The organism is Neopusillimonas maritima, from assembly GCF_003576595.1.
Classification (GTDB): domain Bacteria; phylum Pseudomonadota; class Gammaproteobacteria; order Burkholderiales; family Burkholderiaceae_B; genus Neopusillimonas; species Neopusillimonas maritima.
The window spans coordinates 147,339-172,055 of sequence record NZ_NQOU01000006.1; the positions used below are offsets into that span (position 1 = coordinate 147,339).

Here is a 24,717-nt window from a genome sequence, read left to right on the forward strand (position 1 = left end):
TATCTCCAGCCTTCGGGGGTTTTGTATGGCGCTTTTTATTCTACCGGCTCGTAGGGAAGGCCCACGTAGTTTTCGGCAATGGTACGCAAGCCCGCATCGGAGTTGGTGAAATAATCCAATTCAGCCAGTTGCATGCGTTGGCCGAAAGCGTCGTCGTTGAAACGATGCAGCATCGACGTCATCCACCATGAAAAGCGCTCGGCTTTCCAGATTCGGCGTAACGCCAGTTCGGAGTATTTACCCACCAGATCGGTACGACCTTCTTTGTACACCTTGGTCAGGACACGGTACAGGGTAGAGACATCACTGGCTGCCAGGTTCAAGCCTTTGGCGCCGGTGGGCGGCACAATGTGAGCGGCATCACCCACCAGGAACAACCGACCGTAAGTCATGGGTTCGGCGACGAAGCTACGTAATGGTGCAATGCTTTTTTCAATGGATGGACCGGTTACCAGCACGTCGGCTGACTCTTTTGGTATACGGGTTTTCAGTTCTTCCCAGAAACGGTCGTCGGACCAGTCTTCAACTTTGTCATCCAGTGGAACCTGCACATAATAACGGCTTAAATTGGCGTTACGTTGGCTACAAAGGGCGAAACCATTGGGATGGTTGGCGTAAATAAGTTCTTCGTTTACCGGTGGGGTGCGAGACAAGATGCCCAGCCAGCCGAAAGGGTAAACACGTTCATAAGTTTTTATCTGGTCTTCCGGAACAGATTGGCGCGATACGCCGTGAAAGCCGTCGCAACCGGCAATGTAATCGCATTCCAATTCAACTTTTTCCCCGTCTTTGACGAACGTGACACGTGGTTTGTCGGAGTAAAAATCATGTAATTGAACGTCTTCGGCTTCGTAAATACTGACTGCACCGGTTTCGGCGCGAACGTCCATCAGGTCGTGAGTGACTTCTGTTTGCCCATAGACCATGACGGTTTTACCATCGGCATATTTGGTGAAATCAATTCGCTTGAGCTGGTTATTGAAGGAAAGGAACACCCCTTCGTGAATCATGCCTTCCTTGTCCATGCGATGGTTTGCTTTGGCCTCACGCAACAGGTTTACGGTACCTTGCTCCAAAACACCGGCGCGAATTCGACTTAGCACGTACTCGGGCGAGCGGCGCTCTAATATGACGGTGTCGATGCCTTGCAGGTGCAGCAATTGGCCCAATAACAAACCGGAGGGGCCGGCACCGATAATGGCAACTTGTGTTTTCATTAAAAGCTCCTTTTACATGAGTCCGCAGGCAGGAAAGCGTGTTACGGGCCACGTTGATTCAAATGTTCGAATTGGCTGCAGGAACAGGCCGTTGGTGTAATGTTGCGCTGAAAGTCGGCGCTTGAGAATGGATAATTTCGTATAATAATTGCACTTTTGGAAAATAAATTTTCTTTCTTGAACGCTAAAACGTTGAAAATTTAAGTTTTTTCAATATTTTTATAAAGGGCGCCTTGTATTATTGAATTTAAGGGCCTTATGTATTCTGTGGCGACCTTTTGTCCCTATTTCTGTTAGCAGTCGCTTTATGTCCTACCTATCCTCTCCCGCCGCGCCTCGTGTTCCCGTTTATCAGCTTTATGGTGAAAGAGAGCAATGGCCCACACCCGACATGGTGCATTGCGAGTTGATCGCCGATCGCAGTCGCCAGCACGACTGGGAAATCAAGTTGCATCAACATCATGGGTTAACGCAATTGCTCTACCTGAAAGAAGGGGAGGCACGCGTTTGTCTTGATGACCAGTATCATGAAATGATGCAGGGGCAAGTTGTGCTGGTGCCGCAAATGTGTGTGCACGGCTTTCGCTTTTCGCCCAACGCCAAGGGGCACGTGGTAACGCTGGCTTTCCCGTTGCTTGAGCGCCTGGGTCGCTTTTTGGGCGATGTCGACGTGGGTGCATTGGGTGCGGGCATTTACTCTCTTGATGCGCAAGAGGACGCAGTGATCGATCTGGCGTTTAACACGCTCGACCAGGAATACCGCAGAAGCGGCTTGCATCGGAATGTATTGCTAGAGTCTTTGTTGCTAACGATTTTTGTGTGGCTAAGCCGGCGTACAGTACGCGGGCGGCTGGGGCAGGTACAGGAGGTTGATCGCGGCCGAGAGTATTTTCGCCAGTTTAATCAGCTTATAGAAGAACATTACCCCGAACAGTGGTCGGTTGAACGGTATGCGCGGAAAATCGGGATTACGCCGGTTTATTTGAATGTTTTGTGCCGGCAGTGGGCCGGAGAGTCGGCTTTAGCGTTGATTCACCAGCGTGTGGTTCTGGCGGCCAAACGCAGCCTTGTGTATACGTCGATGACGATTAGCGTTGTGTCGTATACATTGGGGTTTAGTGACCCCGCTTATTTCACCCGGTTTTTCAAACGGCATGTGGGCGTATCACCCAAATTATTCAGAAAACAGGCCGCAACTCTGGTTGAGTAGCGGCCTGTGACGGGTGCTTTTATTTATTTCCGTGCGTCTTGCAATTTCACCTCGGTAAGCGTTTGCAATTGCTCGAAGGTCATGCCGTCGATGATGTCAATTACCTTAGCGCCGTCTGCACCCAGGTCGATCACCGCCACGTCGGTATAAATGCGGCTGACGCAACCAATGCCGGTTAAGGGATAGCTGCATTTTTCCACTAGCTTGGGCTCCCCTTTTTTGGTGCGCATTTCCGTCATGACATAAGTTTTCTTGGCGCCGATTGCCAAGTCCATGGCACCACCAACCGCTGGAATGGCATCGGGTGCGCCGGTACTCCAGTTTGCAAGATCACCTGTTGCCGAGACCTGGAACGCACCCAGCACGCATACATCGAGATGGCCGCCACGCATCATGCCGAAACTGTCGGCATGATGAAAGAAACAACCACCTGGAAGCAGAGTAACGGGTTGTTTGCCGGCGTTGATCAGGTCGTAGTCCTCTTGGCCTTCGGCAGGAGCGGGACCCATGCCAATGACACCATTTTCACTGTGCAGAATGACTTCGCGGTCGCTGGGCAGGTGGTTGGCCACCTTGGTGGGCAGGCCAATACCCAGGTTAACGACGGCACCGTCGGGGATGTCTTGCGCCACGCGCGCGGCAATTTCATCGCGAGACCAGCTTGGAAGCGTATTTTGTTCACTCATGATAGTTTCCTTAGTCCTGTTTGAAGCCGGCAGGGCCGGTGGCCGTGCGTGGGACTTTCACGATGCGTTTGACGAACAGACCGGGCGTGACAACGACTTCCGGATCGATTTCGCCTAGTTCGACAATGTTGTGAACTGATGCAATGGTGCATTTGGCCGCAGTCGCCATAATGGGGCCGAAATTACGGGCGGTTTTCCGATATGTCAGGTTGCCCCAGCGGTCGCCGGTTTCTGCCTTGATTAACGCAAAGTCGGCATGAATGGGATATTCGAGCACATATTGACGACCATTGATTTCGCGGGTTTCCTTGCCGTCGGCTAATTCCGTACCGAACCCGGTGGGGGTGAAAAAAGCGCCAATACCGGCACCTGCGGCGCGAATACGTTCGGCCAGGTTGCCCTGGGGAACCAGTTCCAATTCGATTTTCTTGCTGTGATAGAGCTCGTCGAATACGTAGGAATCCGCCTGACGCGGAAAAGAGCAAATAATTTTGCGTACGCGGCCCGCCTTCAACAGTGCGGCCAACCCAACTTCGCCGTTCCCTGCGTTGTTGTTCACAATAACCAAGTCTTTGGCGCCTTGGGCGATAAGGCCGTCGATGAGTTCGGCGGGTTGGCCTGCTCCGCCAAAACCACCAATCATGATCGTGGCGCCGTCGTAAATGCCGGCCAGCGCTTCTTCGACCGAGGGTGAGATTTTGTTAATCATGTTTTCCCTACGAACAGAATATAGATAAGAAGAGTAAATGTTCGTATAATGAACTTTTATTCGTATATAGAACTATCTACCGAAAGCTTAATCAGCGGGACGTCTCTTGTCAACTTTGCCAGATCACAATAAACCCGGCGACAACTATGTGCAATCGTTTGCACGCGGCTTGGCGGTATTGAAAAGTTTCGGGGCCGAGGCGCCGGCACAAACCTTGTCCAACGTGGCGGCCCGAACGGGGCTGACCCGCGCCGGCGCCCGGCGTATTTTGCATACGTTGTTGGCGCTGGGTTATGTGTCGTCGGAAGGGCGGTTGTTCAGGCTTACACCGAAAGTGCTGGAATTGGGTTTTGCTTATTTAACTTCACTACCGGTATGGAGCCAGGCGCAACCGGTGATGGAGGGTTTGGTTGAGCGTTTGCGACAATCCAGTTCGGCTGCTGTTCTGGACGGCAACGAAGTGGTGTATGTACTGCGGGTGCCGGCCCACAAGATTATGTCAATCAATCTGGGCGTAGGTAGCCGTCTGCCGGCGCATTGTTCTTCAATGGGGCGTGTGCTGTTGGCGGGCCTGCCTGATGACCTTTTACACGAGCGATTGGCCGCCATGACGCTAACGGCTTTTACGCGCAGCACCATTACCGACCCCAATCAATTATTTGAAACCTTAATGCAAGTACGCGCGCAGGGTTGGTGTTTGGTGCGTGAGGAGCTTGAGCCGGGTTTGGTCTCGATGGCGGCGCCCATTCGCGATATCTCCGGCCGTGTGGTGGCCGCTATTAATATAAGCGGCCAGGCCGATAAGGCCGATGCCGCTTATTTGCTCGACGAATGTTTGCCGCAATTATTGGCGGCTGCGGCGCGCATTAATATGCTGCTCGGCGCGCCTGCGCAGGGTGCCTAAAGCTTACTTTGTACGGGTGTTGATCCAGTAGGTAAACAGTACCATTATTAACATTACCGCTTGGGCCCCAATGCTTTGGGCACTGGGATAAATACCCAACAGGTCGACCCGAATGAATTGAATGGGCGTAATGTTGATGACGCCCGCCTCCTGAAGCCCCACAATGCCTTTGCCCGTGAGCACAATTGCCAATAACGCCACAATGATTGAACTGGCGGAAAAAAAACGGCCTATGGGTAAACGTTGGCTGCTTTTGAACAAGGCTCTTGCTATAACGGCCAAAACAATGACACCGGCCAAAATACCGCCACTGAACGCCCAGGCTTGCTCCTGTTGCCATAGCGCAGCGTAAAACAAAACCGTTTCAAATACTTCTCGGTACACGGCGATAAAAGCCAAAATGAACAGGAACCACGCTGTGCGGCGGGTTAGCGCGTGGCTGAGCTTGTTTTGAAGGTAGGTTTGCCAACGGTTGGCAACACTCTTGTGATGCATCCAGGCCCCCACCGACAATAAAACGATTGCGGCAAAGAGCGATGACAAGCCTTCCGTCAGTTCTCGGCCTGCACCACTGATGTTAATAAGGGTGGTTGCCGCCAGCCAGGTTGCTCCGCCGGCAAACAAAGCGCTAACCCAGCCCGCATGCACATAAGGTGTTACGTCGCGCCGGTTGGCTTTCACCAGAAATGCCAGCATGGCAACCACAATCAGTAGCGCTTCCAGGCCTTCGCGCACCAGAATGGTAAAAGCGGCGATGAACGTTGCACCGGAATCTGCTTCCGAAGGGCTCAGCGCCGCTTCTGCGTCGATCAGCCAATTTTGCAACTGCGCTTCCGTACTTCTGGCTTCTGTGATGTCATTTCGTCTGACTTGGGTACGAAAAGTGATCATTCCCGATTCGATTTGACGCATTAAGGCATTGTTGCGTATTGCCAGCGCCGCTTCATTTGTTTCGAAGCCGTCCAGGTAAGCCGATAATGCCAACTTAATGGCCGCGTCTTGCTGACCTTGCTCAAGCGCTTTCAGGCTTTTTTCCAACTGGCTGCGAGCCACTGAAAGCCGGCCTGAGGCGCTTTCCTGAGGGGAAGATGATGCAAAATCGGCAACAAAATAAGCTAGCGCCCATCGCTCTTGGTCGCTTAATGCATCGAAACTGGGCATGGCGGTGCCATCGACCCCGTTGCTAATAACCTGGTAGAGCGCCAGCTTGCTGCGTTGCGCGGCACGTGCCGCATCGGTGAAATCCGTGGGTGTTGGATCGAGTTGCGCTGCCAAAGGTCCGTTGCCTTTGCCCGAGGCCCCATGGCACTGAATACAGTTTTCCTGGTAGAGCTGCCGACCCACCGTTAAATCGGGAGGTGATTCCGGTTCCGTTGGAAAAGGGTAGGCATTATGCACCCCTTGTGCCAATTGCCGGGCCGCTTGAGCAACCTGTGTGGGTGCACTTTTGTTTTGAATTTCTTGTTGAAGTGTTTTTACCTCGTCAAGTAATTGGGCTTTATTGGGGTGGGCGGGCAGGTTTTCGAGTTCAAACTGGGCTAAGTTCCCGAATTCTTGCATTTCTGCATATTCAGTCTCGGAAATAATGTGTCCGTTTTCCACTGCACCGGAATAGTCAACCGCGATGTAGTCAAGCAATTGCCACAGCTGGCGGCTTTGTGTTTGAACCCCTTGGGCAACGGCAACGGCGGAAAAGAAAACGCAAACGAAAAGCAGCGCACGAAAAAACCAACGAAAAACCAGCGGGCGCGTCATACAAACCTAATATTGTTTAAAGATAATGATTATAATTCTTAATTACATAAGAAGACAAAAAAATCGGCCTTGCGAAAGACAAGGCCGATAAAGCAAAGACGTTTGCAGCAAGGCAAACGGGGTTAGTACAAGCTGCGCCCGACGCTTTAGGCGTCAAGAAATACGGTTTCGTTGGGCCCTTGCAGGTAAATGTCGAAGGTATAAACAACCTGGCCGTCTTTCTCGTTGCGTTGGGCAATCAGGGTTTTACGACGCTCCACCCATTCAATTCCGTTCAGAATGGGGTCGGCTGCATTTGCGTCGGCTTCGTCGGAAAAATACATGCGGGTTTGCAGGCCAATATTAATGCCACGGGCAACAATCCACAGGTTAATGTGGGGGGCCATGGGTTTGCCGTGACGGCCGGTAACGGAGCCCGGTTTGATGGTGTCGAAATGATAGACACCGCTTTCGAAATCGGAACAGGCGCGGCCCCAGCCACGGAATGTCGGGTCGATGGGTTTGCTTTCCTGCTTGTCGGCCGGATGGTTGTAGCGACCCGCTGCGTTCGCTTGCCAGCACTCAAGCAAAACGTCTTTCACAATGGCGCCGCTGCCGTCGAATACGCGGCCTTCAACACGAATGCGTTCACCTTTGGTTTCCGGTGTTACCAGCACATTGCCGAAGTTGTTCTCAAAAATGTCGAAACCGGCCTGTTTGGGTGCCAGACCAATGTGAACGTAGGGACCGGCCGTTTGCGAGGCGGTTTCTTTCAGATAGACGGGCGTACTCGGATGCATTATTTGCCTCCTTGAATGTGGTTTTCAAACAGCGTGGCACGAGAGCCGCGTACGACGATGTCGAATCGGTAGGCCATGCTGTCCAGAGCAACAAATGCGCCCCGATCCATTTGGGCGATGAGCGTGCGCACGGCGTCTTCATTCGGGATGGATCGCACGATGGGGCAATGTGGAATGAGGGGGTCGCCCTCGAAATACATTTGGGTAATCAGGCGCTGCGCAAAACCGCTGCCGAAAATTGAGTAATGAATATGAGCCGGGCGCCAGTCGTTGATGCCGTTACGCCAAGGATAGGGGCCCGGTTTGATGGTACGGTAAAAATAGTAGCCGTTCTCGTCGGTAATGCAGCGGCCACAGCCGCCGAAGTTCGGGTCGACGGGTGCAATGTATTTGTCGTTTTTATGGCGATAGCGCCCGGACGCATTGGCTTGCCACACTTCAATTAGGGCGTTGGGCACAGGGCGGCCGTTTTCATCGCGCAAGTAACCATGCACCAGAATGCGCTCTCCAATGGGCAGGCCGTCTTTGGCGTAGTTCATGATCAGATCGTTGTCCAGTGCGCCGAGCTCATCTCGCGAGAACAGGGGGCCGGTAATGTCGGACAAGTCGTTTTCAATGGAAATCAGGGCTTTCTGGGGCGAACGCAACACACTGGTTTTATAACCGGGCGTGTAGGCAGGCGGGTGCCATGTGCGGTCGCGCATCAGGAACTCGCCGAATTGTTCGGTAGGCGTGGTCATCAGGTTTCTCCTTGGTTCTGTGTGGGTTATCTCACAGCACAGTAGCGTCATGATAGCGCCGCTCTATCAGTACGGTAAATTGAAATCCTGCACATTATTAGATAACCTATGGTTATGAATAAAGACTATTTTCTTAACCGTGTCCGATTGCGCCATATTCAATGCTTCGTGGCGGTGGCACAAGAGCGCAATCTGGGCAAAGCGGCGGAACGACTCAACCTCAGTCAACCGGCTGTTTCGAAAACGTTGGTTGAGCTTGAGCAGATGGCGGATACCGTACTGGTAAAACGAGGGCGTTTTGGTGCCCGTTTAACTCCCGACGGGGAACTGCTTTTGTCTTACTGCGTTTCCATGCTGGAGGCGCTGGAGGGCGCGCAGCGGTCGCTCTCCCGGGGTTTTTCGGGTAGCCAGGAGTCGGTATCCGTGGGTGCTTTGCCGACAGTCGCGCCGGATCTGTTGCCCGCGGCGCTGGCCGATTTTCGTGTGCAGTATCCGCAAGCGCGTTTGCAAGTGCAGGTGGCAACGAATAATTTGTTGTTGGAAAAGTTGAAAGCGGGCGAAGTGGATTTTGCCGTTGGGCGAATGGCGGAACCCCAAATGATGGTGGGAGTGTCGTTTGAATTCTTGTACGCTGAACCGTTAATAGCGGTTGTGCGTGTCGACCATCCTTTGTTAAATGCGGCAGGCGCAACCTTATTGTCGGAGGTGGTGGCACATCCGTTGGTTGTGTCCGCTGCAGGAACGGTTCCGCGTCATAATACCGAGACGTATCTTAAGGAACGCGGTATGCATTTGCCCGAGCATCGTCTGGAAACGCTGGCGGTGTCGGTTGCCCGTTTAGTGGTGCTGCAGTCAGACGCAGTTTGGTTTACGCCGGCTGGTGCGGCGCGTGACGATCTGCAACGCGGTTTACTGGCTGTGTTGCCGTTGTCGTTCGAGGGCACCGAGGAACCGGTAGGGTTGTTATACCGCAGCGAAGCACCCCTGAACGCGCCCGGGCAAGGGTTGATTCGTATTTTGCGCAATACCAACCGGCGTAAAGAGGGCGCGTTAACGTTTAACGCGCCAGAAAAGCCTGCACGGCGTCGGTAAAGGCCTGCGGCTGCTCGGCAACCGCCAAGTGCGAGGCGTCTTTCAAGATTACAAGTTTTGCTCCGGGGACGGCATTGGTAATGGTTTCCGACATGGAAACCGGTGCGCCTTGATCCAGTTCACCGGCAATAACCAGCGTGGGGACGTTGATTTGATCTAAACGATTCGTGGTGTCGACGGTCCCCACTGCGTTGCAGCAGCCTACATAACCTTCTGCATCGGTGGTAATCAGCCGACGGCGGAACGTGGCAACGGTAGCCGGCCGTTCACGGCGAAATTGTTCGTGAAAATAGCGTTCCATTACAGCATCGGCGATTACTTCGATTCCCTGAGCCTGAACGGTTGCAATGCGTTGCTGCCAAACTTCGCGGACATTATCGGGGTAAGCGGAGGTGGAGTTGGCAATCACCAGCGCGCTGATGAGTTCCGGACGGCGGATCGCCAATTCCTGGCCGACCATCCCGCCCATGGAAAGGCCAATCCAGATCACCGAACCGCAATCCAGCTCCTCCACCAGGCGTGCGGCGTCTTCGGCCAAATCGGCCATTGAGTAAAGGCCGGCCGGGGCATCGGAGGCACCATGCCCACGATGATCATAGGTGACGACGTTGAAGTCGGCCGACAAGGTGGTGGCCAGGCGGTCCCACATAGTAAGGTCGCACCCCAGTGCGTGGCTCAATACAATGGTTTGTTTCTGTTGCGTGTGGTTATTGCGTGCGGCGCGAACGCTGTAATGCAAGGCAGGTTTGCTTTTGGTGACGCGTTCGTGGCCGTAACCGGGATGGCAGGTGTCGCCTGGGTTGGTGGGCGTTAGGGCATAGCCAATTTCTTCACCGATTTCTTTCAGAATAGCCTGCGCATGGCTGAAGCCGGTATTGGCCGCGGGTACACCGGCATAGATTGCTGTTTGAATAAGAATTTCTTTGAGTTCGTCCGGCGTCAGGCGCGTATCGGGCGCACCGCCTTGCAGGCCTGCACGCACATGCAACTCAAACTCCTCCCAACGGCCCAGTGCCATGGTAATGGCCAATACCATGGCGCGGCGTGTTTTCTTGTCGAGTCCTGGACGACCCCAGATTTCTTTCCAGGCAAATCGGGTGATGAGTTCCTGAAATTCCGCGTTGAAATTGTTGGCGCGATCAAAAGAGCGATCAACCCAGGCGTCTCCCAGGATTTCCCGACGATTTTTAAGGCCGCGTTCGAAGTCGTGACGGATAGGATCAAAAGTCATGATGTTCTTTCCAGATAGCGAGTGAGTTTTGGTTTAAGCACGCAGTTGTTGTCGCAATTCGTCTAGCCGCACCGTGGTTAGTTGCTGCGCTGAAACGCTGGCTTTAACAGGGTCAAACAGACTTTTCACGACGTCGATATCCAGCTTTCCGGACAGGTCGGGGTCGTTTTGTACCGTTTCAGTGACAACGTCGGCTAAATGGCATTGCTTTGCCAATGTTTGGCCGGTAAGTTCTTCCATAAGCTGGTGAGCCGCCGGCCGCCCAATGGCTTGGGCCAGATAGACTGAAACGGCTTCAGCAAAAATAAGGCCTTGTAAATTGTCGATATTGCGTCGCATGCGATCGGCGTCGATAACCAAGCCAGAAAACGCCTCACGCAAGGCGCTGACTGAGCCATGGGCACTTAGAAACAGCCCGGGCCATTCCGCCAGTTCTGCCTGCCAGTTACCCAGGCTGCGTTCATGCTCTTGCGGCAGAGTAGCCAGGAGCGTGGCGGCTTTTTGAGGGGTGCGTGCTGCGGCGGCCAGGGCGATCATGGCCGATACCGGGTTACGTTTGTGTGGCATGGCCGACGAGCCGCCGCGCCCTTGTCCTGTGGGTTCGGCCAGTTCGGCCACTTCGCCTTGCGACATCAGGCTGAGATCTTTGCCAATTTTGCCCAGGCTACCCGTTAGAATGGCTACTTCCAGCCCCAGACGTATCCAGTTGTCGCGTTGCGTGTGCCAGTTGCCTTGTGCCGGACTTAGTTCCAGAATATGTGCGACGCGCCGGGCAACGGCGGGGCCTTTCTCACCCATTACTGCAAGGGTGCCGATGGCGCCGCCAAGTTGTACCTGTAACGACATCTCGGCCAGGTCTATTAATGCCTGGCGGCTGCGGATCAGCGGTGCCACCCAGTTCACCATTTTGAAGCCCAGGGTGGTGGTTTGGGCAGGCTGCATGAGTGTGCGGGCCAATACCGGGGTACGAAGGTGTTCCTCAGCCAGATCAAGCAGGCGCGCGCATAGCGGCGCAAGGTCGTTATCGATAACCTTCAGCGCTTGACGGGTCACCAAAACCGAACCGGTATCGATGACGTCTTGGCTGGTGCTGCCCCAATGCACTTTGGTGGCGGCCTCTTTATTTTCTCCGGCGACGGACTGGGTTAACGCTTTAACCAGGGGAATGGCCATGCTGCCCGCACGCCGCGCCGCGATGACGAGTGCCGGAATATCGAATTTTTCTGCTTTGCAGTGGTTCGAAATAAGCGCGGCCGTTTCATTTGAAATCAAGCCCTCCTGGGCTTGTGCCTGGGCCAGGGCAGCTTCGAAGTCGAGCATGGCTTGAACGACATTGGCGTCGTCAAAAACCTGACTCATTTCAGTGGTGGTAAGAAAGCTTTCAAATAACGGCAGGCTCACGGACACTCCAGAAAGACAATCGGGGCCATGTTTTATGGCCCCGATATTGTACGGCGTTGCGCGTGAGCCTGCTGCGTTGGGGCTATGAAGCCCTCAAACGCAGCTCGTCGGAGCCCACCATGGCGGGCCGGCCTTGGCTTTTTAAGCCGGTATTCAGCACGGCAATGGCCTCGGCCAGATTGTCGGCTTCCGCCGAAAGCGTGCGTACAGTTTGGCTTAAATCATTGACCAGATTGGCATTTTGTTGCGTGACCCCATCCATTTGGCCAATGGCCTGGTTGATTTCACTTAGACCGGTGGACTGTTCAACGGATGCGGTGGTGATCTCGTTCATGATGTCGGTAACACGCCGCACCGATTCAACAATTTCCTGCATGGTGTCACCGGCGCGGGCAGCTTGTTGCGAGCCGGCGGTGATGCGTGCATTGGAGTTGTCGATTAAACCTTTCACTTCCTTGGCTGCCTGCGAGCTTTTCAGTGCCAGGTTGCGAACTTCACCGGCCACAACAGCAAAGCTTTTGCCGGCTTCCCCCGCACGAGCTGATTCAACTGCGGCATTAAGGGCAAGAATATTGGTTTGAAAAGCGATTCCTTCAATAAGGGTGACGATATCGGAGATTTTGCCTGAGCTTTCGCTGATGCCATTCATGGTTTGAACGACTTCCGACACCACTTCACCCCCGCGCTGGGCAATAGCCATGCTTTCGTCGGCCAGGCGGTTGGCCAAATGGGCGTTGTCGGTGTTTTGTTTAACCGTAACCGTAATTTCCTCCATGGCCGCGGCGGTTTCCTGCAATGAGGCGGCCTGGTCTTCCGTTCGGGCCGACAAGTGGGCGTTGTTGGCATATAAAACTTGCGCCGTATGGCCAGTGGCGGTAATGCCACTTTGAACATCATTGGCAATGCTGATCAGGCTCTTGCGCATGATGTCGAGATAGAAATTCAAGTTGTTGACTTCTTTGCTCTGGCCTTCTTCGAGCTCAAGGGTGAGGTTACCGGCGGAAATTTGACGTGCCTGGCGGGCGGCGTCGTTCAACGAAGTGAGCATGCGCTGCGCGATGATCCAGCCATACCCCAGCATGCCGGCGGTTAGTAGGCCAATAAGGGGCCAGGCATAGTACTGATGAGATGCCGGAACCCCCCCCGTTGCCGCGTAGTATGCACTGACGGCAATGGCGGCAACGCCCATGGCGCTGGTACGCAATATGCCCGAGCGCAAGCTGCGGCTGAACGGCCGGCCCACCCAATCGAGCAGGCGAAGTACACCCTTGGGCACTTTTTGACCCTCGCGTACGGTGTGCCAACGTGCTTTGCCTTGGTTAATTGCTTCGTAAAATGCTTCAGCGGCCTCAACTTGTTCCTGGCTGGGTTTGATGCGCACCGAGGCATAGCAGGTGACCTCGCCGTTTTCCACTACCGGGTAGGCATTGGCCAGAACCCAGTAAAAACCGCCGTCTTTGCGCCGGTTTTTTACCAGCCCCAGCCAGGGCTTGCCGGCTTTCAGGGTTTCCCACAGATCGGCAAAGGCTTCGGGCGGCATATCGGGGTGACGAATAATATTGTGCGCTTTGCCGATCAGTTCGTCGCGCGTGAAGCCGCTGACTTCGATGAAAGCCGGGTTTGCATAGATAAGGCGTCCTTTCATGTCGGTTTTTGAGATCAGGTACTGATCTTCGCGTACAACAGTTTCTACATTGGTCACCGGCAGATTTTTGCGCATGAATAATTACTCTGATGTTGCAGGCGCAATGCGCGCCTTTCATTACACGACGGGTTGGCGGGCGTAAAGAAAACGCCCTTGCCAGATACACACTGGCAAGGGCGTTAACGACTGCTGAGCCGAATTGTTTAGTTTTGGTGTTACTGGCCGGCGTTTTGAACGAACTCGTTGGTGAACAAGTTGTTCAGGTCGATGCGGTTGCGGATGATTTCCTGGTCAAGGTAGAAGTCTTGCAGGCTGGACACGCGTTGGGGGTCGAAGCGGCCAACGGTTTCCTGGTCTGCATATACGTTGTTGGCGTAATAGGTAAGCACTTTTTCAACAAATGCTTCCCGACCCTTGTATGAAGGCATGAACGACACATACTCTTTGGCGGCCTGGGTCGGGTTATCGCGCACTTCTTTGAAGGCTTTAAGGGTGGCGTTGACAAATTTCTGCACTAGCGCCGGGTTCTTGGCGATCATTTCCTCAGAAGCCAATACGGCTTGAGCCATACCTGGGAAATATTCGCCGGTGGATTGCCAGGTCATGGGAATGCCTTCGGCTTCAACCATGGCGCCGTTTTCCGGGGCGCCAATCATGCCTTGTGCTTTGCCCGACGCAACCAATTGCCAGATTCCTACCGGGCCGGCCGCCTGAATGTCGGCATCGGCACGCGTTAGGCCGGCCTGGGCCAGCACGGCTAACGTGGCATAGAACGAGGTGTCTTGATACGACATAACCGTAATGCTTTTGTCTTTCAGGTCGGCCGGGGCGTTAATGTTGGCGTCTTTGCGCATCATCATTTGATGAAGCGCGCCGCCACCCAGCAAGGCAACGCCTTTAACGGGAATATCGTTCTGGCGCAAAATAATGGGGGTATCGCCCAATGCGCCACCGAGCTCGGCATTGCCGGCACCCAATTGTTTGCCAACATCGGCGCCGCCTTTAACGGTGACGAAATTTACTTTCAGGCCTTCATCTTCGTAATAGCCTTTGTTTTGGGCCAGCATCAGAGGTGCAAATGCGATTACGCCGGCAGGAGCCGGTAACAGGTAAGTCATTTCCGTGGCGCCGGCCGAGGCGTTGGAGGTGCCCAGCCCCATGGTTGCGAAAGTGGTAAGCAGTGCTATGGCGGCCCCGCGTTGCAGTCGTTTCAGGTTTTGGATCATTGTTTCGTCTCCTGGTGATGGTTTGGCGTTACGCCTTTAAATGAGTTAAGTGTTTCGAGTTGCTGGTAAAACTGATCAACTTGCAGTTGTGCTTTTTGCTGCATGTTGTGGTTGCGCGCCAGGCAACTGGCCGCGTCTTCGATGGCACCGGCTTCACCCACTTTACGTGAGGCATCCTGAACAAAACGGCAAACCGGATATCGAGCCGTGCCGAATGCTTCCAGAACCGATGTTTGAAACTGATGTCGTTGTAGAAGCGTTTTTAGAACAACCGCATCCTCAATTGCCATGGCGCCGCCCTGGCCCATGAAAGGCGTGGATGCGTGTGCCGCATCGCCTAACAATAAGACCCGGCCTTTATGCCAGGGTAGGTCGGCGGCCACCTCTTCAACGACGGTATAGAGCACCTCGCTATGCTCCGAAACCTCGTTAAGGAAGGTGCGTGCTGGGCCTTGAAATTCGGCGAATTTTTCGCGCATGATGCGCGGCCAGTCTTGTGGATCGAACCAAGGGTTGCCGGGCTCCGGTACGGTGCCGAAGATGTAGAGTTTGTCGTCGCTAATAGGCATAATGCCCAGGCGTTTGCCGATACCCATTTGCATGTATTTGTCGCGTAAATGGGCAGGGCGCGCATGTACGCTGCGCCAGACCCCGAAATGTGTATTGCGGGGGGATATTTCAGGGAAAATCAGTTGGCGAATTTGAGAGCGGATACCGTCGGCGGCAATAATCAAGTCGAACGTTTCTTCGTTGCCGTCATTAAATACGACATTTGCCGGCGCGGACGGGTCGAAAGCGTTCAAACGTGTAACGGTGGTGGCCAGTTTGATATTTACGCCCAAAGTGGCCAGCTTGCCAGCCAGAATGCGGTGAATTTCGCTGCGTTTAATACCCAAAATAGGCGGAATGCCGGGCGAGACGCTGGGGTAAAACACGTTGGTAATGAGTGCGCCGCTGTGATCCAGATAAATATTTTTACCATCGGGGAGAGCGAAACCGGCTTCCAGTATTTGCGGCAGTACGCCTACCTGCTGCAGGGCTCGCAGGCCGTTGCTGTAAACGAAAATGCCGGAACTTTGAAACCGCCATTGGTCTTGTTTTTCAATAAGCGTAACGCTTAACCCCAGTTCGGCCAGGGTAATGGCGGTGGAACAGCCGGCAATACCGGCGCCCACGATAAGTACTTTTTTTATAGGTTGCGGATTCATTGGCCGGCCTCCGCCTGCGACAGCAAAGCCATAATTGCGTGGGCTTCACGCACGGCTTTGTCGGCTTTCAACCCCATAGGAGGATCGTTCGCCGCCCATTGTTGGTTGCGCTGTTGTGCTTGCGTAATGTCGACGTCTTCCATGTGAACGATACGGGTGTCGTGATCGAGCTGTTGCGAGAACGTGGTGTCGTTCACACGAAAGTTACGTGAAAGCGCCACGTAATAGTGATGAGAGGTATCCGTTTCAGGTGTAATGAAATGATCGGCCCTGAGGTCGACTTGTTCGGACTCGTTTTCGTTGCGAACAAGGACTGTCACGTTGCCGGGAGGCGTCCATTCCGCCATCTGGGTACGGGTAATAGGCGCCGCCAGTTCGTGCCATGCCTTATGTGCCGGGGCCTGTTGGGTGTTGTGAAAAATACGTTGGGTACGCACACATTGCCCTTCGGTGTGAACTTCCAGGGGGTCGTTACCCAGCCGTCGGGCGTCGAATCCTATTGACGCCGAGTGCAAAAAGGCCACATGAGACAAATCCAGCAGGTTGTCGCTCATGTAGCTGTGGTTGGCTTGTACATTGAAGTATTGCACAACGTCGGTATTCCAATGACTTGATTCGCGCCAAGGGCGGTGTGGAAGCGCTGTATCCGAAGCGAGTTCAGGATTCCCCGGAAATATCCAGATCAATCCATAACGTTCTTGTGATGGGTAGCTGCGCACATGAGCGCGCGGGGGGATGGCGTCTTGCGAAGGAATGGAGACGCATTGGCCTTGCCCGTTAAAGGCCATACCGTGATAAATACAGCGCAGGGTGTTGTTCTGAACCGTGCCTTTTGATAGCGGCGCCAAACGATGTGGACAGACATCGCGCAAGATGGACGGGCGGCCGTTATCGGTTCGGAACAACACAACCGGCTCGTTGCAGATGACGCGTGCAAGAGGGGCGCCTGCCTGGAGTTCCTGGCTGGTGCATGCAACATACCAGACGTTTTTCAGCATCATGACTTCGTTTCAACTTAAAAGTTATTAATTCACTAAAGCGTGAATTATGATGCTGTGGCAAAAACGGGTCAATTCGGGTTAGCGCTAGGTTTTTCCGGTTCGCTTTGAACGCCGTTAAGAATTAAGTCTGTTAAAAAATCGATATAACGTTGTTTAATCTCTTCTGGTGGGGTATTCGGGCCGAAAAGCTCCCGCAGAAGCGGCTCGGCAGAGGTAAAGAACTCGGTTAATCCAATGAGTGCAACGTGTAGAAAACGCGGGTCGACAGCCCGCACGGGGGTGTTTGGCGTGTCGTGCAACATGCTTACGGTAAGCGTCAAGCCCCGGGCGGTGACCCGACTTAGAAGCTCGTTTTCCGGGTTCTGCGCCGATTTTCCGTAGATTTGGTCGAGCACAAGGCGATGAAAGTGCGGGTTGGCCTCGATAAGGTCGATCATGCCGGTTAGGCGCGATTTCAGTTTGTCTTGCAGCGGCGCGTGGCTTTGCACCGAGGGACGTACGGTTTCATGTTCGCCTTCGACCAGCCGCTGCGTGGCACGGGTAAGCAAGCCGTCTTTACTGCCAAAGTAATAACGAATTAAGGCTGGGTGAACGCCCGCGCGCTGCGCAACAGCAGCCAGGGTAAGTGCTTGGGGCGTGGTGTGGCGCAGTTCTTCAATGGTTGCGTCCAGCAGAGCCTCGGGGCCCACACCATCTACGGCGTCGGGCCGACCCTTTGCGCGCGGTTTACGGGGTTTGCGTGGTGATTGTGTTGCCATAATTTTGTACGAAATTATCTTGAAAAAGGGAATTTATTTCATTCTACGTGATTAAATAATTCATTAATATGATAATTAATTGATGTGCAATAGGAGCGCGACGGTTTTATCTGCCCCGGCTTTTGCGAATTGTGGGGCTAACCAAGTATCGCCAGACTGGAGCTTCGTTGATGACCGGAGAGCCAGATGAAAACAATTTGCCGCTATGCCCGAGAGCGCGGTCAGGGAATGACTGAGTACATCATTATTGTTGCGTTGGTGGCGGTGGCCGCCATTGCGGTGTATCAAACGTTTGGTCAGGTCATTCGGGCGCAAACGGCCGCAATGGCGCAAGAACTGGCTGGTGAAGACGGGACGGCGCAGTCGCAAATGGCGCAAAGTGCAGCCCAGGCGGGCGCATTGCAAAGCGAAGCGAAAAGCCTCAAGTCGTTCACGGGTAACGCCGGGGCGGGTCAGTGAAAACGTATTCCAAAGCGGAAAAGGGACAGGCCATGGTGTTGGGCTTGTTGCTCTGTGGCGTTGCGATAGTGGCGTTGCTGCATTATTTTTCCCTTGGGCAAGTCTTGGCCGAACGCACCCGGCAGGTTCATGCATTAGATACGGCTGCTTATAGCGGAGCGGTCGTGCAATCACGCGCGTTGAATTTGTTGGCGTTATCGAATCGGGCCATGGTGGGGCATCACCTTGCGATGGGGCATTTGGTAACGCTGGCTTCATGGGCGCAATTAGGTGGGCATCAGGCGCAACAGCGTCTGCGCGCAAATCCGCCGGCTTTTCTTATCGGTATGTTGTTTGGTGTAAATCATGGAACAGCGTACGCCGCTTCATCCGCTGCCCATGGGTTGCAGCGCGAAGCGCTGCAAAGCGGCCAACTGGGGCAGCGCTTTATACAGCATGAGTCCCGCGTGCACGACACATTGGCGGTGGTTCAGTCACAAGTGGTCTCAACGTTGGCGGGTACGCGCGAGGCGGCGATCAAGGCAGTTCTGAACCGGTATTACCCAAATGCGCAATACGATTTGACCATTACGGCACCACCGGTTGGCCAATGGTTGGAACGTCGCGCTGCGCCGTCACTGCATCCTTTTATGCAGCAAATTGCCGGTGGTTACGGTTTCTTGCAGGAACGCAACCATACTGCGCGTAATGCCTGGCTGGTAAGCCCGCGTTGCCCGACCAAGCGCCATCAATTGCGTCGCCGCGGCAACACAGTGCTTGACTCAAGTGGTCGTTGGGAGGCGGCTGATACTCAGTCTTATCATGCATTACGCTCGAACCGTTGGATAGGCTGTTATTTCCGCGAGTATGCAATGGGTTGGGGTTGGCTGGCGTCAAGAAGCACCAGCAAACTTTCTGCACCGCACGTCAATAATCCGCCCGACAACTTCTCATCGCAGCATTTTTGGCGCTGGGTGGCCGACGCCACTAACTGGGATATTTTCACCGGGCAGGATAACCCCATGGCGAATTCGCGCGCGGTCGCTTCACGCGTCGTTTGGCCTACCCGGGGTTATGCAAGTTATTTCGATGTGCGCCCGTTATTACCTGGGGTTGGTGAGGGAGTCGAGTCGCCATTTACGTCGTCTCACTCAGGGCGTTTTCGTTTCGCGGTGAAACTCCGGCGCGTGGGTTATGACAACTTGCGATACACGGTTAACAGTGCGGCCGAATCGTATTTTGAGAGGCCGACGCCGCGTGAAGATGGCCGTTATGAGCAGGCTAATTTATTTAATCCTTATTGGCTGGCGCGGCAAGGTCCCGTGTCGGGAGGGCTCTAATGGTGCGCTTTTTCCCTCCTGCAGCGCGGTTCTTTTGTTTGCGACGAAACAAAGGGCAGGCATTGGCTGAGGGCGTGGTGGTCATGGCGGTCTTGCTCCTGTTATGGGTGATGTCGGGCTGGCTGATTCGCTTGCAAGATCTGGCTTTGCAAGCGTCGAACGCCAGTCGCTATGCGGCTTTCGACCTAGCCCGTCAAGCAAATACGGATCAAGTTCAATTCGCCGCTTCACCTCATGTTTACTTTTCCGGTTTGGGGCAACAATGGAGAGATTTACGTGGTCGCTCGTGGTTGGCAAATGAACGAGCTGTTCGGTTAGACGGCGAGCTTGGTACGCCGCTGCCTGAGTTGGCGCAGCCCGGCGGGGCCAACGCGTTGGCTTCAACTTTACGCTGGCAATGGGCATTGGCCGATACCGGGGTGCGTGAAGTGACGGTCACTGTCGCCCCAAAAACCGGCATAGCGAATCAGCCTGAACACCTTCAACGAAAATCCTTTATCGCGGTGAACACCGGGCATGCAAGCGATGACGGAGATGTGGTTCGACGAGTTCGGGCTTCGGGTTTGGCGTGGGCACAAACGGAGCAGGCGTCGCGTCATGTCGGGCAGTCGATGGGGGTACGGTTGCAACCGCTGGATGATTCATGGTCACGTCCCGAGCCCACGTTCGATTGGTTAAAGCCCTGGCAACATGAGGTGCCGTCAATTCATTTGCAAGACCATGCTCCACCATTGCCGTCCGGCGTGTCCTCGTGGCCGTCAGGAAAGGGGGTGCCATGAAATACATCAATCGGTCTCTCAAATGGCATTTCTATATTTGGATGGCGGGCATGTTAATGCCCTTGCAGGCAGGCTGGGCGAGGCCGCCGTCAAACTGGTTAGACTCATCGTCTGCACGCACTGAGGTCGAGCGTTTTATTGCGCACGTCGGCTTGGCTGATGCGCGTTGGTCTTCGGTTGAGTCCATAAGAGTCCAGGGGGTGTTGTTCCATTTCAGTCGTGTAACGGTGCGCGCCCGGCTTGCATCTGTTCTGGACGCATTCACCGAAAAAGATTCTCCATTTGAGCAAATTTTGTTTGGCGCCAATCAAGTCCTGCTGTCCGGCTGGCGGCAAGAGCGTCATTGGCTTCTGCATTTGAATGCAGCGGAAAGGGAGGTGCAAGGCACGTTGTCTGTTTTGCCGTTTAAACCAGAGGCGCACAATATGCCGATAAACCCAGATCATGCTGCGATCTTGAACGATTGGGCCAGGGCATATTCAAGTTTGGGGCAAGCGCCGTCACAGGAGCTGCCATGATGAACCATTCTGTATTTATGCGTCGGCGTGCGATTTCTTTGCGCACCTGGGTCATTCTAGCCGTCGCGATTGGTTCCGGCGTGCTGGCCGCTTTAACGGCGAAGCAGCATCTGAACAGCCGGGAGCGCCGATTGGCGGAACAGGCGGCTGTGCCCATGGTGCAACGGGTCGTGGCAGCCCGCCCCTTGGCCGCCGGCGTCATTATTGAATCTGAGCATTTGGCCACTCGTGCGTATCCCGCCCATCTTGTCTCCAGTGATAGCGTTTCGCCGGAAACCCACATGTTGCTGGTCGGGCGGGCGTTGCGGGTCGATTTGCAGGCAGGAGATCCCGTTCTTGAGGCGCACACGCGTTTGCAGTCAACTGCGCCATTTTCTTCACGTCTTCAGAAAGGGCGTCGGGCGATTACGTTGCCGGTTGATGTAATTAATTCCGTTTCCGGTCTACTCAGCCCGGGAGACTTAATTGACTTGTATGTGTCGTTTGATTATCAGCGTCGGCGAATCACTGCACCGTTATTGCAGGGTGTTTTGGTATTAGCCACGGGTACTGAGGTGCAGCATGTGGAAAATGGGCTCGCGCAAGATGAATACACCGCGGGTTCGGGTGTTTCGCGGGCGGGGAGCTTTTCCACCGTCACCCTGGATACCTCACCGGAAGATGCCGTGAAGCTGGTGGCTGCGCGTCAAGGGGGAACGCTTACCGCTGTCCTTCGTCGCCAAGACGACATTCATGCGTCGCAAAGGGCGGTGCGGGGGGATCTGGCCAGTTTGCTGGGCGTGGCCCGCCCGGCGCCTTATACCTTCGCCCGTAAACGTGCACCGGTTATTTACGGAAACACCAAAGCGCGTGGTTTACCCAGTTTGCAACCCTCACCGCCTAAGAATCCGCAAACCAGTGGATTGTTTGATTTGCCCTATGTGCCTGGGTTAACGAGTGCCTGGCGGGCAAGTAACGCAGAACCGTCCCTTGAGCCTGAACAGGAGCCTTGAATGTTTTTGCGTTATTTACCGTTAATCAGTGTGATCTTATTCATTGCGTTACAGGCCCGACCCGCCTATGGGGCAACCGAGACACTGCTTAAATTGCAGGTCGGCGAGGTCCGTGTACTGGCCATTCCAGACGTTGCACGCGTTGCCGTCGGCGATGGTCATGTGTTGAATGCGGTTACAACCGAGGAAAAAGAAGTGATTGTTTTCGCGCGCAATGCCGGGTCCAGTGCCTTGCAAATCTGGTCGGCCAATGGTGTACGTCATGGCTACCAAGTCGACGTAGCGCCGGAAGGAGCGCGACAGACTCAGCAAGAGTTGCGCCTGGTGCTAGAACGCATTCCCAACGCGCAGGTTTCCGCGGTGGGCGACAAATTGGTGGTGGAGGGAAATGATTTGTCGGATGGCGATCGCCGACGGTTGGCGGAACTTGCGGAGCGTTATCCCCAGCTTGTTGATTTTACAAGCCAGGTTGGGTGGGACCGCATGGTATTGCTCGATGTGGAAGTGGTTGAGGTGCCCCGGTCTCAGTTAAGGGAGTTGGGTGTACGCTGGGATACGGAAACGCAGGGTGGTTTGAGTGCGGGCGTTGCCTGGGAGGGCGCCTCGTCAAGATTGGAGATGCGCCCGGCGGAAAACCCTTTAACGTTGCCTTTTCCGGCGACCGTGGCGGCGGGTTACTTTGGCGCCAATGCCTTATTGTCGGCGCGTATTAAAGCCATGGCGCAAACCGGGGAGGCGGTAGTGCTGGCACAGCCTCAGTTATTGGCTCGCAGCGGGGCGACGGCCGAGTTTTTAGCGGGCGGTGAAGTTCCTTATTCAACGGTTGACGCCAATGGCAACACCAATACGGCGTTCAAGCCCTATGGGGTTTCTCTGCGTATTACGCCGCAAATTGAAGGCAACGACGTGGTTCGATCGCATATTGAGGTCGAAGTCAGTTCAATTGACCCAGCGCTGTCCATTCCCACCGGGCCGTCTCTTAAAACACGGCGCGCAGCCACTGAGTTCAATGTTCGATCCGGGCAAACTTTGGTGTTGGCTGGTTTTCTGTCGCGTGAGATGTCTGAAAACGTTGATGCGGTGCCCGGTTTAGGCAGTATTCCCATTCTGGGCGAATTGTTTCGCTCAACGCGCTACCAAAAACGTGAAACCGAATTGGCAATTTTTGTGACACCTCGTGTGGTGGGTGCTAACCAGGCGCAGTTGGCGGAACGGATAAAAAAGGGGCGGGCACATGTTGATATGGCTTTTCCCGAGGCGCCGGTAATGAATGTGCCGTTGGTGTCGTCAGACGACCCTCTTCCTATGCAGACATGGGCTAATTCCCAATATGAAAATTGAACTTACTATTCACTATGAAGATGGTCGAACGCAGAAAGTACATTACGATCTGCCCTTAATAATTGGTCGGGATTCCGCTTCAGGACTTTGTTTGAAAGGGTGGCGTGTTGCACGTCAACATGCTCGTATTATTGACGTGGGGGATACGGCACATCTGGAAGATTCAGGCTCACTGGCCGGGACTCTGGTCAACGGTAAGCGCGCGGGTCCGCAAACGGCGTTGCAGAATGGCGACGAGATCATTATTGGCCCATGCCTGATCGAAGTAGGGCGTATTACTCCCGAAGTCGAACCCGCTTTAAGGTGCGAAGCGCCCGTAACACCGCCTCAGCCGCGAAACAAGGTGGAAACTGGGCCAGCCATAACAAATACAGACGTCGGTCCAAACGCCAAGCCGGACACCGGCCTTGAAACCGATGTTGGCACAGTCGTTCTGCCGGACGCTTCAATCGTTCAATCACGCTTGCTGATTCAACGACAAAAATTGCACCGATTGTTGCTGGAAGCACTCGATTTGCGGCGGCGTGACATTTCCGCGTTAAGCGATACGGCATTGCGTGACGAGGCGCGTGCCATCGTCACGCGTTTGGTCGACGCAGAACAGAGTGTGATGCCGGCAACGCAACGGGCGCAGCTTGTGAACGATGTTGTGAACGAAGCAGTGGGTTTGGGGCCGCTTGAAAGCTTGCTCTCCGACCGTGGAATCACTGAGATTATGGTGAATCGACACGATGAAATCTTTGTTGAGCGATCCGGGAAACTGCAACGTCATGCCACTGCATTCAGCAGTGAACAAGCCGTATTGGCTGTCATTGATCGCATTGTGTCGCCCATTGGCCGACGTATCGACGAAAGTGCGCCCATGGTGGACGCTCGCTTGAAAGACGGATCGCGGGTGAATGCGGTTATACCGCCCATTGCCTTGCGGGGTGCCAGTCTAACCATTCGTAAATTTCCCGAGCGCCGCTTGACGATGGGAGACCTTCTGCAGGTTGGGGCGTTGAGCGAACCCATGAGTCGTTTTCTACAGGCCTGCGTGACATACCGACGCAATATTCTTGTGTCCGGCGGGACGGGTTCGGGCAAAACAACCCTGCTGAATGTATTGTCGAATTGCATTCCTGACGGCGAACGGATCGTTACGATTGAGGATTCCGCCGAGCTGAAGTTGGCTCATGCCCATTTGGTCACCCTGGAAGCACGCCCGGCGAACTTGGAGGGGCGCGGTCGAATCGATATTCGTGACCTGGTGCGCAACGCACTTCGCATGCGGCCCGACCGTATTGTGGTGGGCGAGTGTCGCGGGGCGGAAGCGTTCGACATGCTGGCCGCCATGAACACAGGGCATGAAGGGTCGTTAACGACCCTGCATGCCAATACTGCCCGGGACGCGCTGGGTCGACTGGAAACCATGATTCTGATGGCGGGTATGGACCTGCCTTTGGCAGCAGTGCGCGAGCATATTGCAGGGAGCATCGATTTGATCGTGCAGCAAGCGCGCTTGGCCTCAGGTCGTCGATTGATTACAGCCATTGTGGAGGTCACCGGCATTGAAAGCGGGCGCATTCAAACGCAAACGCTGTTTGAGTTTCAGCCGGGCAATCCGCCTGTGTTTCAAGGATGTGGATTGATTCCGGAATGTTTTAGTACGCAGATGCAGCATGATGCGGGCCTTGAACCGGCGGTTTTTAGCGCCCGCGCTATTGTCAATGAAAGTACCGGTGTGCTGTCGAACGAAGGCGCATAG

At 54.4% G+C, this 24,717-nt stretch carries 23 protein-coding genes; 10 read left to right on the forward strand and 13 right to left on the reverse strand.

Features of this window, described 5'->3' with window-relative positions:
* Positions 1–35 precede the first annotated feature (35 nt).
* Positions 36–1,217 carry a 4-hydroxybenzoate 3-monooxygenase gene (gene pobA, locus CJO09_RS13790; RefSeq protein ID WP_119442864.1) on the reverse strand — a complete coding sequence of 394 codons (1,182 nt, stop codon included), beginning with the start codon at positions 1,215–1,217 and terminating at the stop codon, positions 36–38.
* Positions 1,218–1,524: 307 nt separating this feature from the next.
* Here pobA and CJO09_RS13795 point away from each other — a divergent pair, with 307 nt between their 5' ends.
* A complete protein-coding gene (locus CJO09_RS13795; RefSeq protein WP_119442865.1) occupies positions 1,525–2,427 on the forward strand; it encodes a helix-turn-helix domain-containing protein in 903 nt (300 codons plus the stop codon).
* Positions 2,428–2,450: 23 nt separating this feature from the next.
* Here CJO09_RS13795 and CJO09_RS13800 read toward each other — a convergent pair whose 3' ends face one another.
* Both CJO09_RS13800 and CJO09_RS13805 read right to left on the reverse strand, forming a co-directional pair.
* The gene (locus CJO09_RS13800; protein ID WP_119442866.1) at positions 2,451–3,113 is read right to left on the reverse strand and encodes a 3-oxoacid CoA-transferase subunit B; all 663 of its coding nucleotides are present in this window, start codon (positions 3,111–3,113) and stop codon (positions 2,451–2,453) included.
* A gap of 10 nt (positions 3,114–3,123) precedes the next feature.
* On the reverse strand, positions 3,124–3,822 hold the full coding sequence (locus CJO09_RS13805) for a 3-oxoacid CoA-transferase subunit A (RefSeq protein WP_119442867.1): 699 nt from the start codon (positions 3,820–3,822) through the stop codon (positions 3,124–3,126).
* Between the two features lie 106 nt (positions 3,823–3,928).
* On the opposite strand from CJO09_RS13805, the gene CJO09_RS13810 reads away from it, so the two are divergent.
* Entirely contained in the window at positions 3,929–4,726 is a 798-nt protein-coding gene (locus tag CJO09_RS13810; RefSeq protein WP_119442868.1) for an IclR family transcriptional regulator domain-containing protein, read from the forward strand.
* A 3-nt stretch (positions 4,727–4,729) separates the two neighbouring features.
* Here CJO09_RS13810 and CJO09_RS13815 read toward each other — a convergent pair whose 3' ends face one another.
* The 3 genes from CJO09_RS13815 to pcaH form a co-directional block, all read right to left on the reverse strand.
* A complete protein-coding gene (locus CJO09_RS13815; RefSeq protein ID WP_119442869.1) occupies positions 4,730–6,481 on the reverse strand; it encodes a cytochrome c/FTR1 family iron permease in 1,752 nt (583 codons plus the stop codon).
* A gap of 146 nt (positions 6,482–6,627) precedes the next feature.
* A complete protein-coding gene (gene pcaG / locus CJO09_RS13820; protein ID WP_119442870.1) occupies positions 6,628–7,260 on the reverse strand; it encodes a protocatechuate 3,4-dioxygenase subunit alpha in 633 nt (210 codons plus the stop codon).
* The gene (pcaH, locus tag CJO09_RS13825) at positions 7,260–8,000 is read right to left on the reverse strand and encodes a protocatechuate 3,4-dioxygenase subunit beta (RefSeq protein WP_114420817.1); all 741 of its coding nucleotides are present in this window, start codon (positions 7,998–8,000) and stop codon (positions 7,260–7,262) included. Before pcaH ends, pcaG begins: the two co-directional genes overlap by 1 nt.
* A gap of 108 nt (positions 8,001–8,108) precedes the next feature.
* Between pcaH and CJO09_RS13830 the strand changes: the two genes are divergently transcribed.
* A complete protein-coding gene (locus CJO09_RS13830) occupies positions 8,109–9,092 on the forward strand; it encodes a LysR substrate-binding domain-containing protein (protein ID WP_218961067.1) in 984 nt (327 codons plus the stop codon).
* Here CJO09_RS13830 and pcaCD read toward each other — a convergent pair.
* The 7 genes from pcaCD to CJO09_RS13865 all read right to left on the reverse strand — a co-directional run bounded on the left by pcaCD (position 9,058) and on the right by CJO09_RS13865 (position 17,562).
* Complete coding sequence (gene pcaCD, locus CJO09_RS13835) at positions 9,058–10,323, reverse strand: bifunctional 4-carboxymuconolactone decarboxylase/3-oxoadipate enol-lactonase PcaCD (RefSeq protein ID WP_119442871.1); 1,266 nt, start codon at positions 10,321–10,323, stop codon at positions 9,058–9,060. The genes CJO09_RS13830 and pcaCD overlap by 35 nt on opposite strands.
* Positions 10,324–10,356: 33 nt before the next feature.
* Positions 10,357–11,724 (reverse strand): 3-carboxy-cis,cis-muconate cycloisomerase, encoded by a 1,368-nt coding sequence (pcaB, locus tag CJO09_RS13840; protein WP_119442872.1) that lies wholly within the window; start codon positions 11,722–11,724, stop codon positions 10,357–10,359.
* Between the two features lie 82 nt (positions 11,725–11,806).
* Positions 11,807–13,444, reverse strand: a complete 1,638-nt coding sequence (locus CJO09_RS13845) for a methyl-accepting chemotaxis protein (protein ID WP_119442873.1) — start codon at positions 13,442–13,444, stop codon at positions 11,807–11,809.
* A 140-nt stretch (positions 13,445–13,584) separates the two neighbouring features.
* On the reverse strand, positions 13,585–14,595 hold the full coding sequence (locus CJO09_RS13850; RefSeq protein ID WP_245961343.1) for an ABC transporter substrate-binding protein: 1,011 nt from the start codon (positions 14,593–14,595) through the stop codon (positions 13,585–13,587).
* On the reverse strand, positions 14,592–15,803 hold the full coding sequence (locus CJO09_RS13855; RefSeq protein ID WP_119442874.1) for an FAD-dependent oxidoreductase: 1,212 nt from the start codon (positions 15,801–15,803) through the stop codon (positions 14,592–14,594). Before CJO09_RS13855 ends, CJO09_RS13850 begins: the two co-directional genes overlap by 4 nt.
* Positions 15,800–16,804 carry an aromatic ring-hydroxylating oxygenase subunit alpha gene (locus CJO09_RS13860; protein ID WP_119442875.1) on the reverse strand — a complete coding sequence of 335 codons (1,005 nt, stop codon included), beginning with the start codon at positions 16,802–16,804 and terminating at the stop codon, positions 15,800–15,802. Before CJO09_RS13860 ends, CJO09_RS13855 begins: the two co-directional genes overlap by 4 nt.
* A 68-nt stretch (positions 16,805–16,872) precedes the next feature.
* Positions 16,873–17,562 carry a TetR/AcrR family transcriptional regulator gene (locus CJO09_RS13865; protein ID WP_114420811.1) on the reverse strand — a complete coding sequence of 230 codons (690 nt, stop codon included), beginning with the start codon at positions 17,560–17,562 and terminating at the stop codon, positions 16,873–16,875.
* A 186-nt stretch (positions 17,563–17,748) separates the two neighbouring features.
* Here CJO09_RS13865 and CJO09_RS13870 point away from each other — a divergent pair, with 186 nt between their 5' ends.
* Genes CJO09_RS13870 through CJO09_RS13900 form a run of 7 tightly spaced genes read left to right on the forward strand, consistent with a single transcriptional unit; the run spans position 17,749 to position 24,717 of the window.
* A complete protein-coding gene (locus CJO09_RS13870; RefSeq protein ID WP_114420810.1) occupies positions 17,749–18,021 on the forward strand; it encodes a hypothetical protein in 273 nt (90 codons plus the stop codon).
* The gene (locus CJO09_RS13875) at positions 18,018–19,340 is read left to right on the forward strand and encodes a Tad domain-containing protein (RefSeq protein ID WP_245961344.1); all 1,323 of its coding nucleotides are present in this window, start codon (positions 18,018–18,020) and stop codon (positions 19,338–19,340) included. The genes CJO09_RS13870 and CJO09_RS13875 overlap by 4 nt, the downstream gene beginning before the upstream one ends.
* The gene (locus tag CJO09_RS13880; protein ID WP_119442876.1) at positions 19,340–20,119 is read left to right on the forward strand and encodes a hypothetical protein; all 780 of its coding nucleotides are present in this window, start codon (positions 19,340–19,342) and stop codon (positions 20,117–20,119) included. The genes CJO09_RS13875 and CJO09_RS13880 overlap by 1 nt, the downstream gene beginning before the upstream one ends.
* The gene (locus tag CJO09_RS13885; protein WP_119442877.1) at positions 20,116–20,637 is read left to right on the forward strand and encodes a hypothetical protein; all 522 of its coding nucleotides are present in this window, start codon (positions 20,116–20,118) and stop codon (positions 20,635–20,637) included. The genes CJO09_RS13880 and CJO09_RS13885 overlap by 4 nt, the downstream gene beginning before the upstream one ends.
* Entirely contained in the window at positions 20,634–21,629 is a 996-nt protein-coding gene (gene cpaB / locus CJO09_RS13890; RefSeq protein WP_119442878.1) for a Flp pilus assembly protein CpaB, read from the forward strand. The genes CJO09_RS13885 and cpaB overlap by 4 nt, the downstream gene beginning before the upstream one ends.
* Complete coding sequence (locus tag CJO09_RS13895; RefSeq protein WP_119442879.1) at positions 21,630–22,970, forward strand: type II and III secretion system protein family protein; 1,341 nt, start codon at positions 21,630–21,632, stop codon at positions 22,968–22,970.
* A complete protein-coding gene (locus CJO09_RS13900; RefSeq protein ID WP_119442880.1) occupies positions 22,960–24,717 on the forward strand; it encodes a TadA family conjugal transfer-associated ATPase in 1,758 nt (585 codons plus the stop codon). The genes CJO09_RS13895 and CJO09_RS13900 overlap by 11 nt, the downstream gene beginning before the upstream one ends.

Bases quoted from the DNA above. Each gene is read 5' to 3' on its own strand.
- pobA (WP_119442864.1), bottom strand. From the start codon at position 1,217: ATGAAAACACAAGTTGCCATTATCGGTGCCGGCCCCTCCGGTTTGTTA.
- CJO09_RS13795 (WP_119442865.1), top strand. From the start codon at position 1,525: ATGTCCTACCTATCCTCTCCCGCCGCGCCTCGTGTTCCCGTTTATCAG.
- CJO09_RS13800 (WP_119442866.1), bottom strand. From the start codon at position 3,113: ATGAGTGAACAAAATACGCTTCCAAGCTGGTCTCGCGATGAAATTGCC.
- CJO09_RS13805 (WP_119442867.1), bottom strand. From the start codon at position 3,822: ATGATTAACAAAATCTCACCCTCGGTCGAAGAAGCGCTGGCCGGCATT.
- CJO09_RS13815 (WP_119442869.1), bottom strand. From the start codon at position 6,481: ATGACGCGCCCGCTGGTTTTTCGTTGGTTTTTTCGTGCGCTGCTTTTC.
- pcaG (WP_119442870.1), bottom strand. From the start codon at position 7,260: ATGCATCCGAGTACGCCCGTCTATCTGAAAGAAACCGCCTCGCAAACG.
- pcaH (WP_114420817.1), bottom strand. From the start codon at position 8,000: ATGACCACGCCTACCGAACAATTCGGCGAGTTCCTGATGCGCGACCGC.
- CJO09_RS13830 (WP_218961067.1), top strand. From the start codon at position 8,109: ATGGTTATGAATAAAGACTATTTTCTTAACCGTGTCCGATTGCGCCAT.
- pcaCD (WP_119442871.1), bottom strand. From the start codon at position 10,323: ATGACTTTTGATCCTATCCGTCACGACTTCGAACGCGGCCTTAAAAAT.
- CJO09_RS13845 (WP_119442873.1), bottom strand. From the start codon at position 13,444: ATGCGCAAAAATCTGCCGGTGACCAATGTAGAAACTGTTGTACGCGAA.
- CJO09_RS13850 (WP_245961343.1), bottom strand. From the start codon at position 14,595: ATGATCCAAAACCTGAAACGACTGCAACGCGGGGCCGCCATAGCACTG.
- CJO09_RS13855 (WP_119442874.1), bottom strand. From the start codon at position 15,803: ATGAATCCGCAACCTATAAAAAAAGTACTTATCGTGGGCGCCGGTATT.
- CJO09_RS13860 (WP_119442875.1), bottom strand. From the start codon at position 16,804: ATGATGCTGAAAAACGTCTGGTATGTTGCATGCACCAGCCAGGAACTC.
- CJO09_RS13865 (WP_114420811.1), bottom strand. From the start codon at position 17,562: ATGGCAACACAATCACCACGCAAACCCCGTAAACCGCGCGCAAAGGGT.
- CJO09_RS13870 (WP_114420810.1), top strand. From the start codon at position 17,749: ATGAAAACAATTTGCCGCTATGCCCGAGAGCGCGGTCAGGGAATGACT.
- CJO09_RS13880 (WP_119442876.1), top strand. From the start codon at position 19,340: ATGGTGCGCTTTTTCCCTCCTGCAGCGCGGTTCTTTTGTTTGCGACGA.
- CJO09_RS13885 (WP_119442877.1), top strand. From the start codon at position 20,116: ATGAAATACATCAATCGGTCTCTCAAATGGCATTTCTATATTTGGATG.
- cpaB (WP_119442878.1), top strand. From the start codon at position 20,634: ATGATGAACCATTCTGTATTTATGCGTCGGCGTGCGATTTCTTTGCGC.
- CJO09_RS13895 (WP_119442879.1), top strand. From the start codon at position 21,630: ATGTTTTTGCGTTATTTACCGTTAATCAGTGTGATCTTATTCATTGCG.
- CJO09_RS13900 (WP_119442880.1), top strand. From the start codon at position 22,960: ATGAAAATTGAACTTACTATTCACTATGAAGATGGTCGAACGCAGAAA.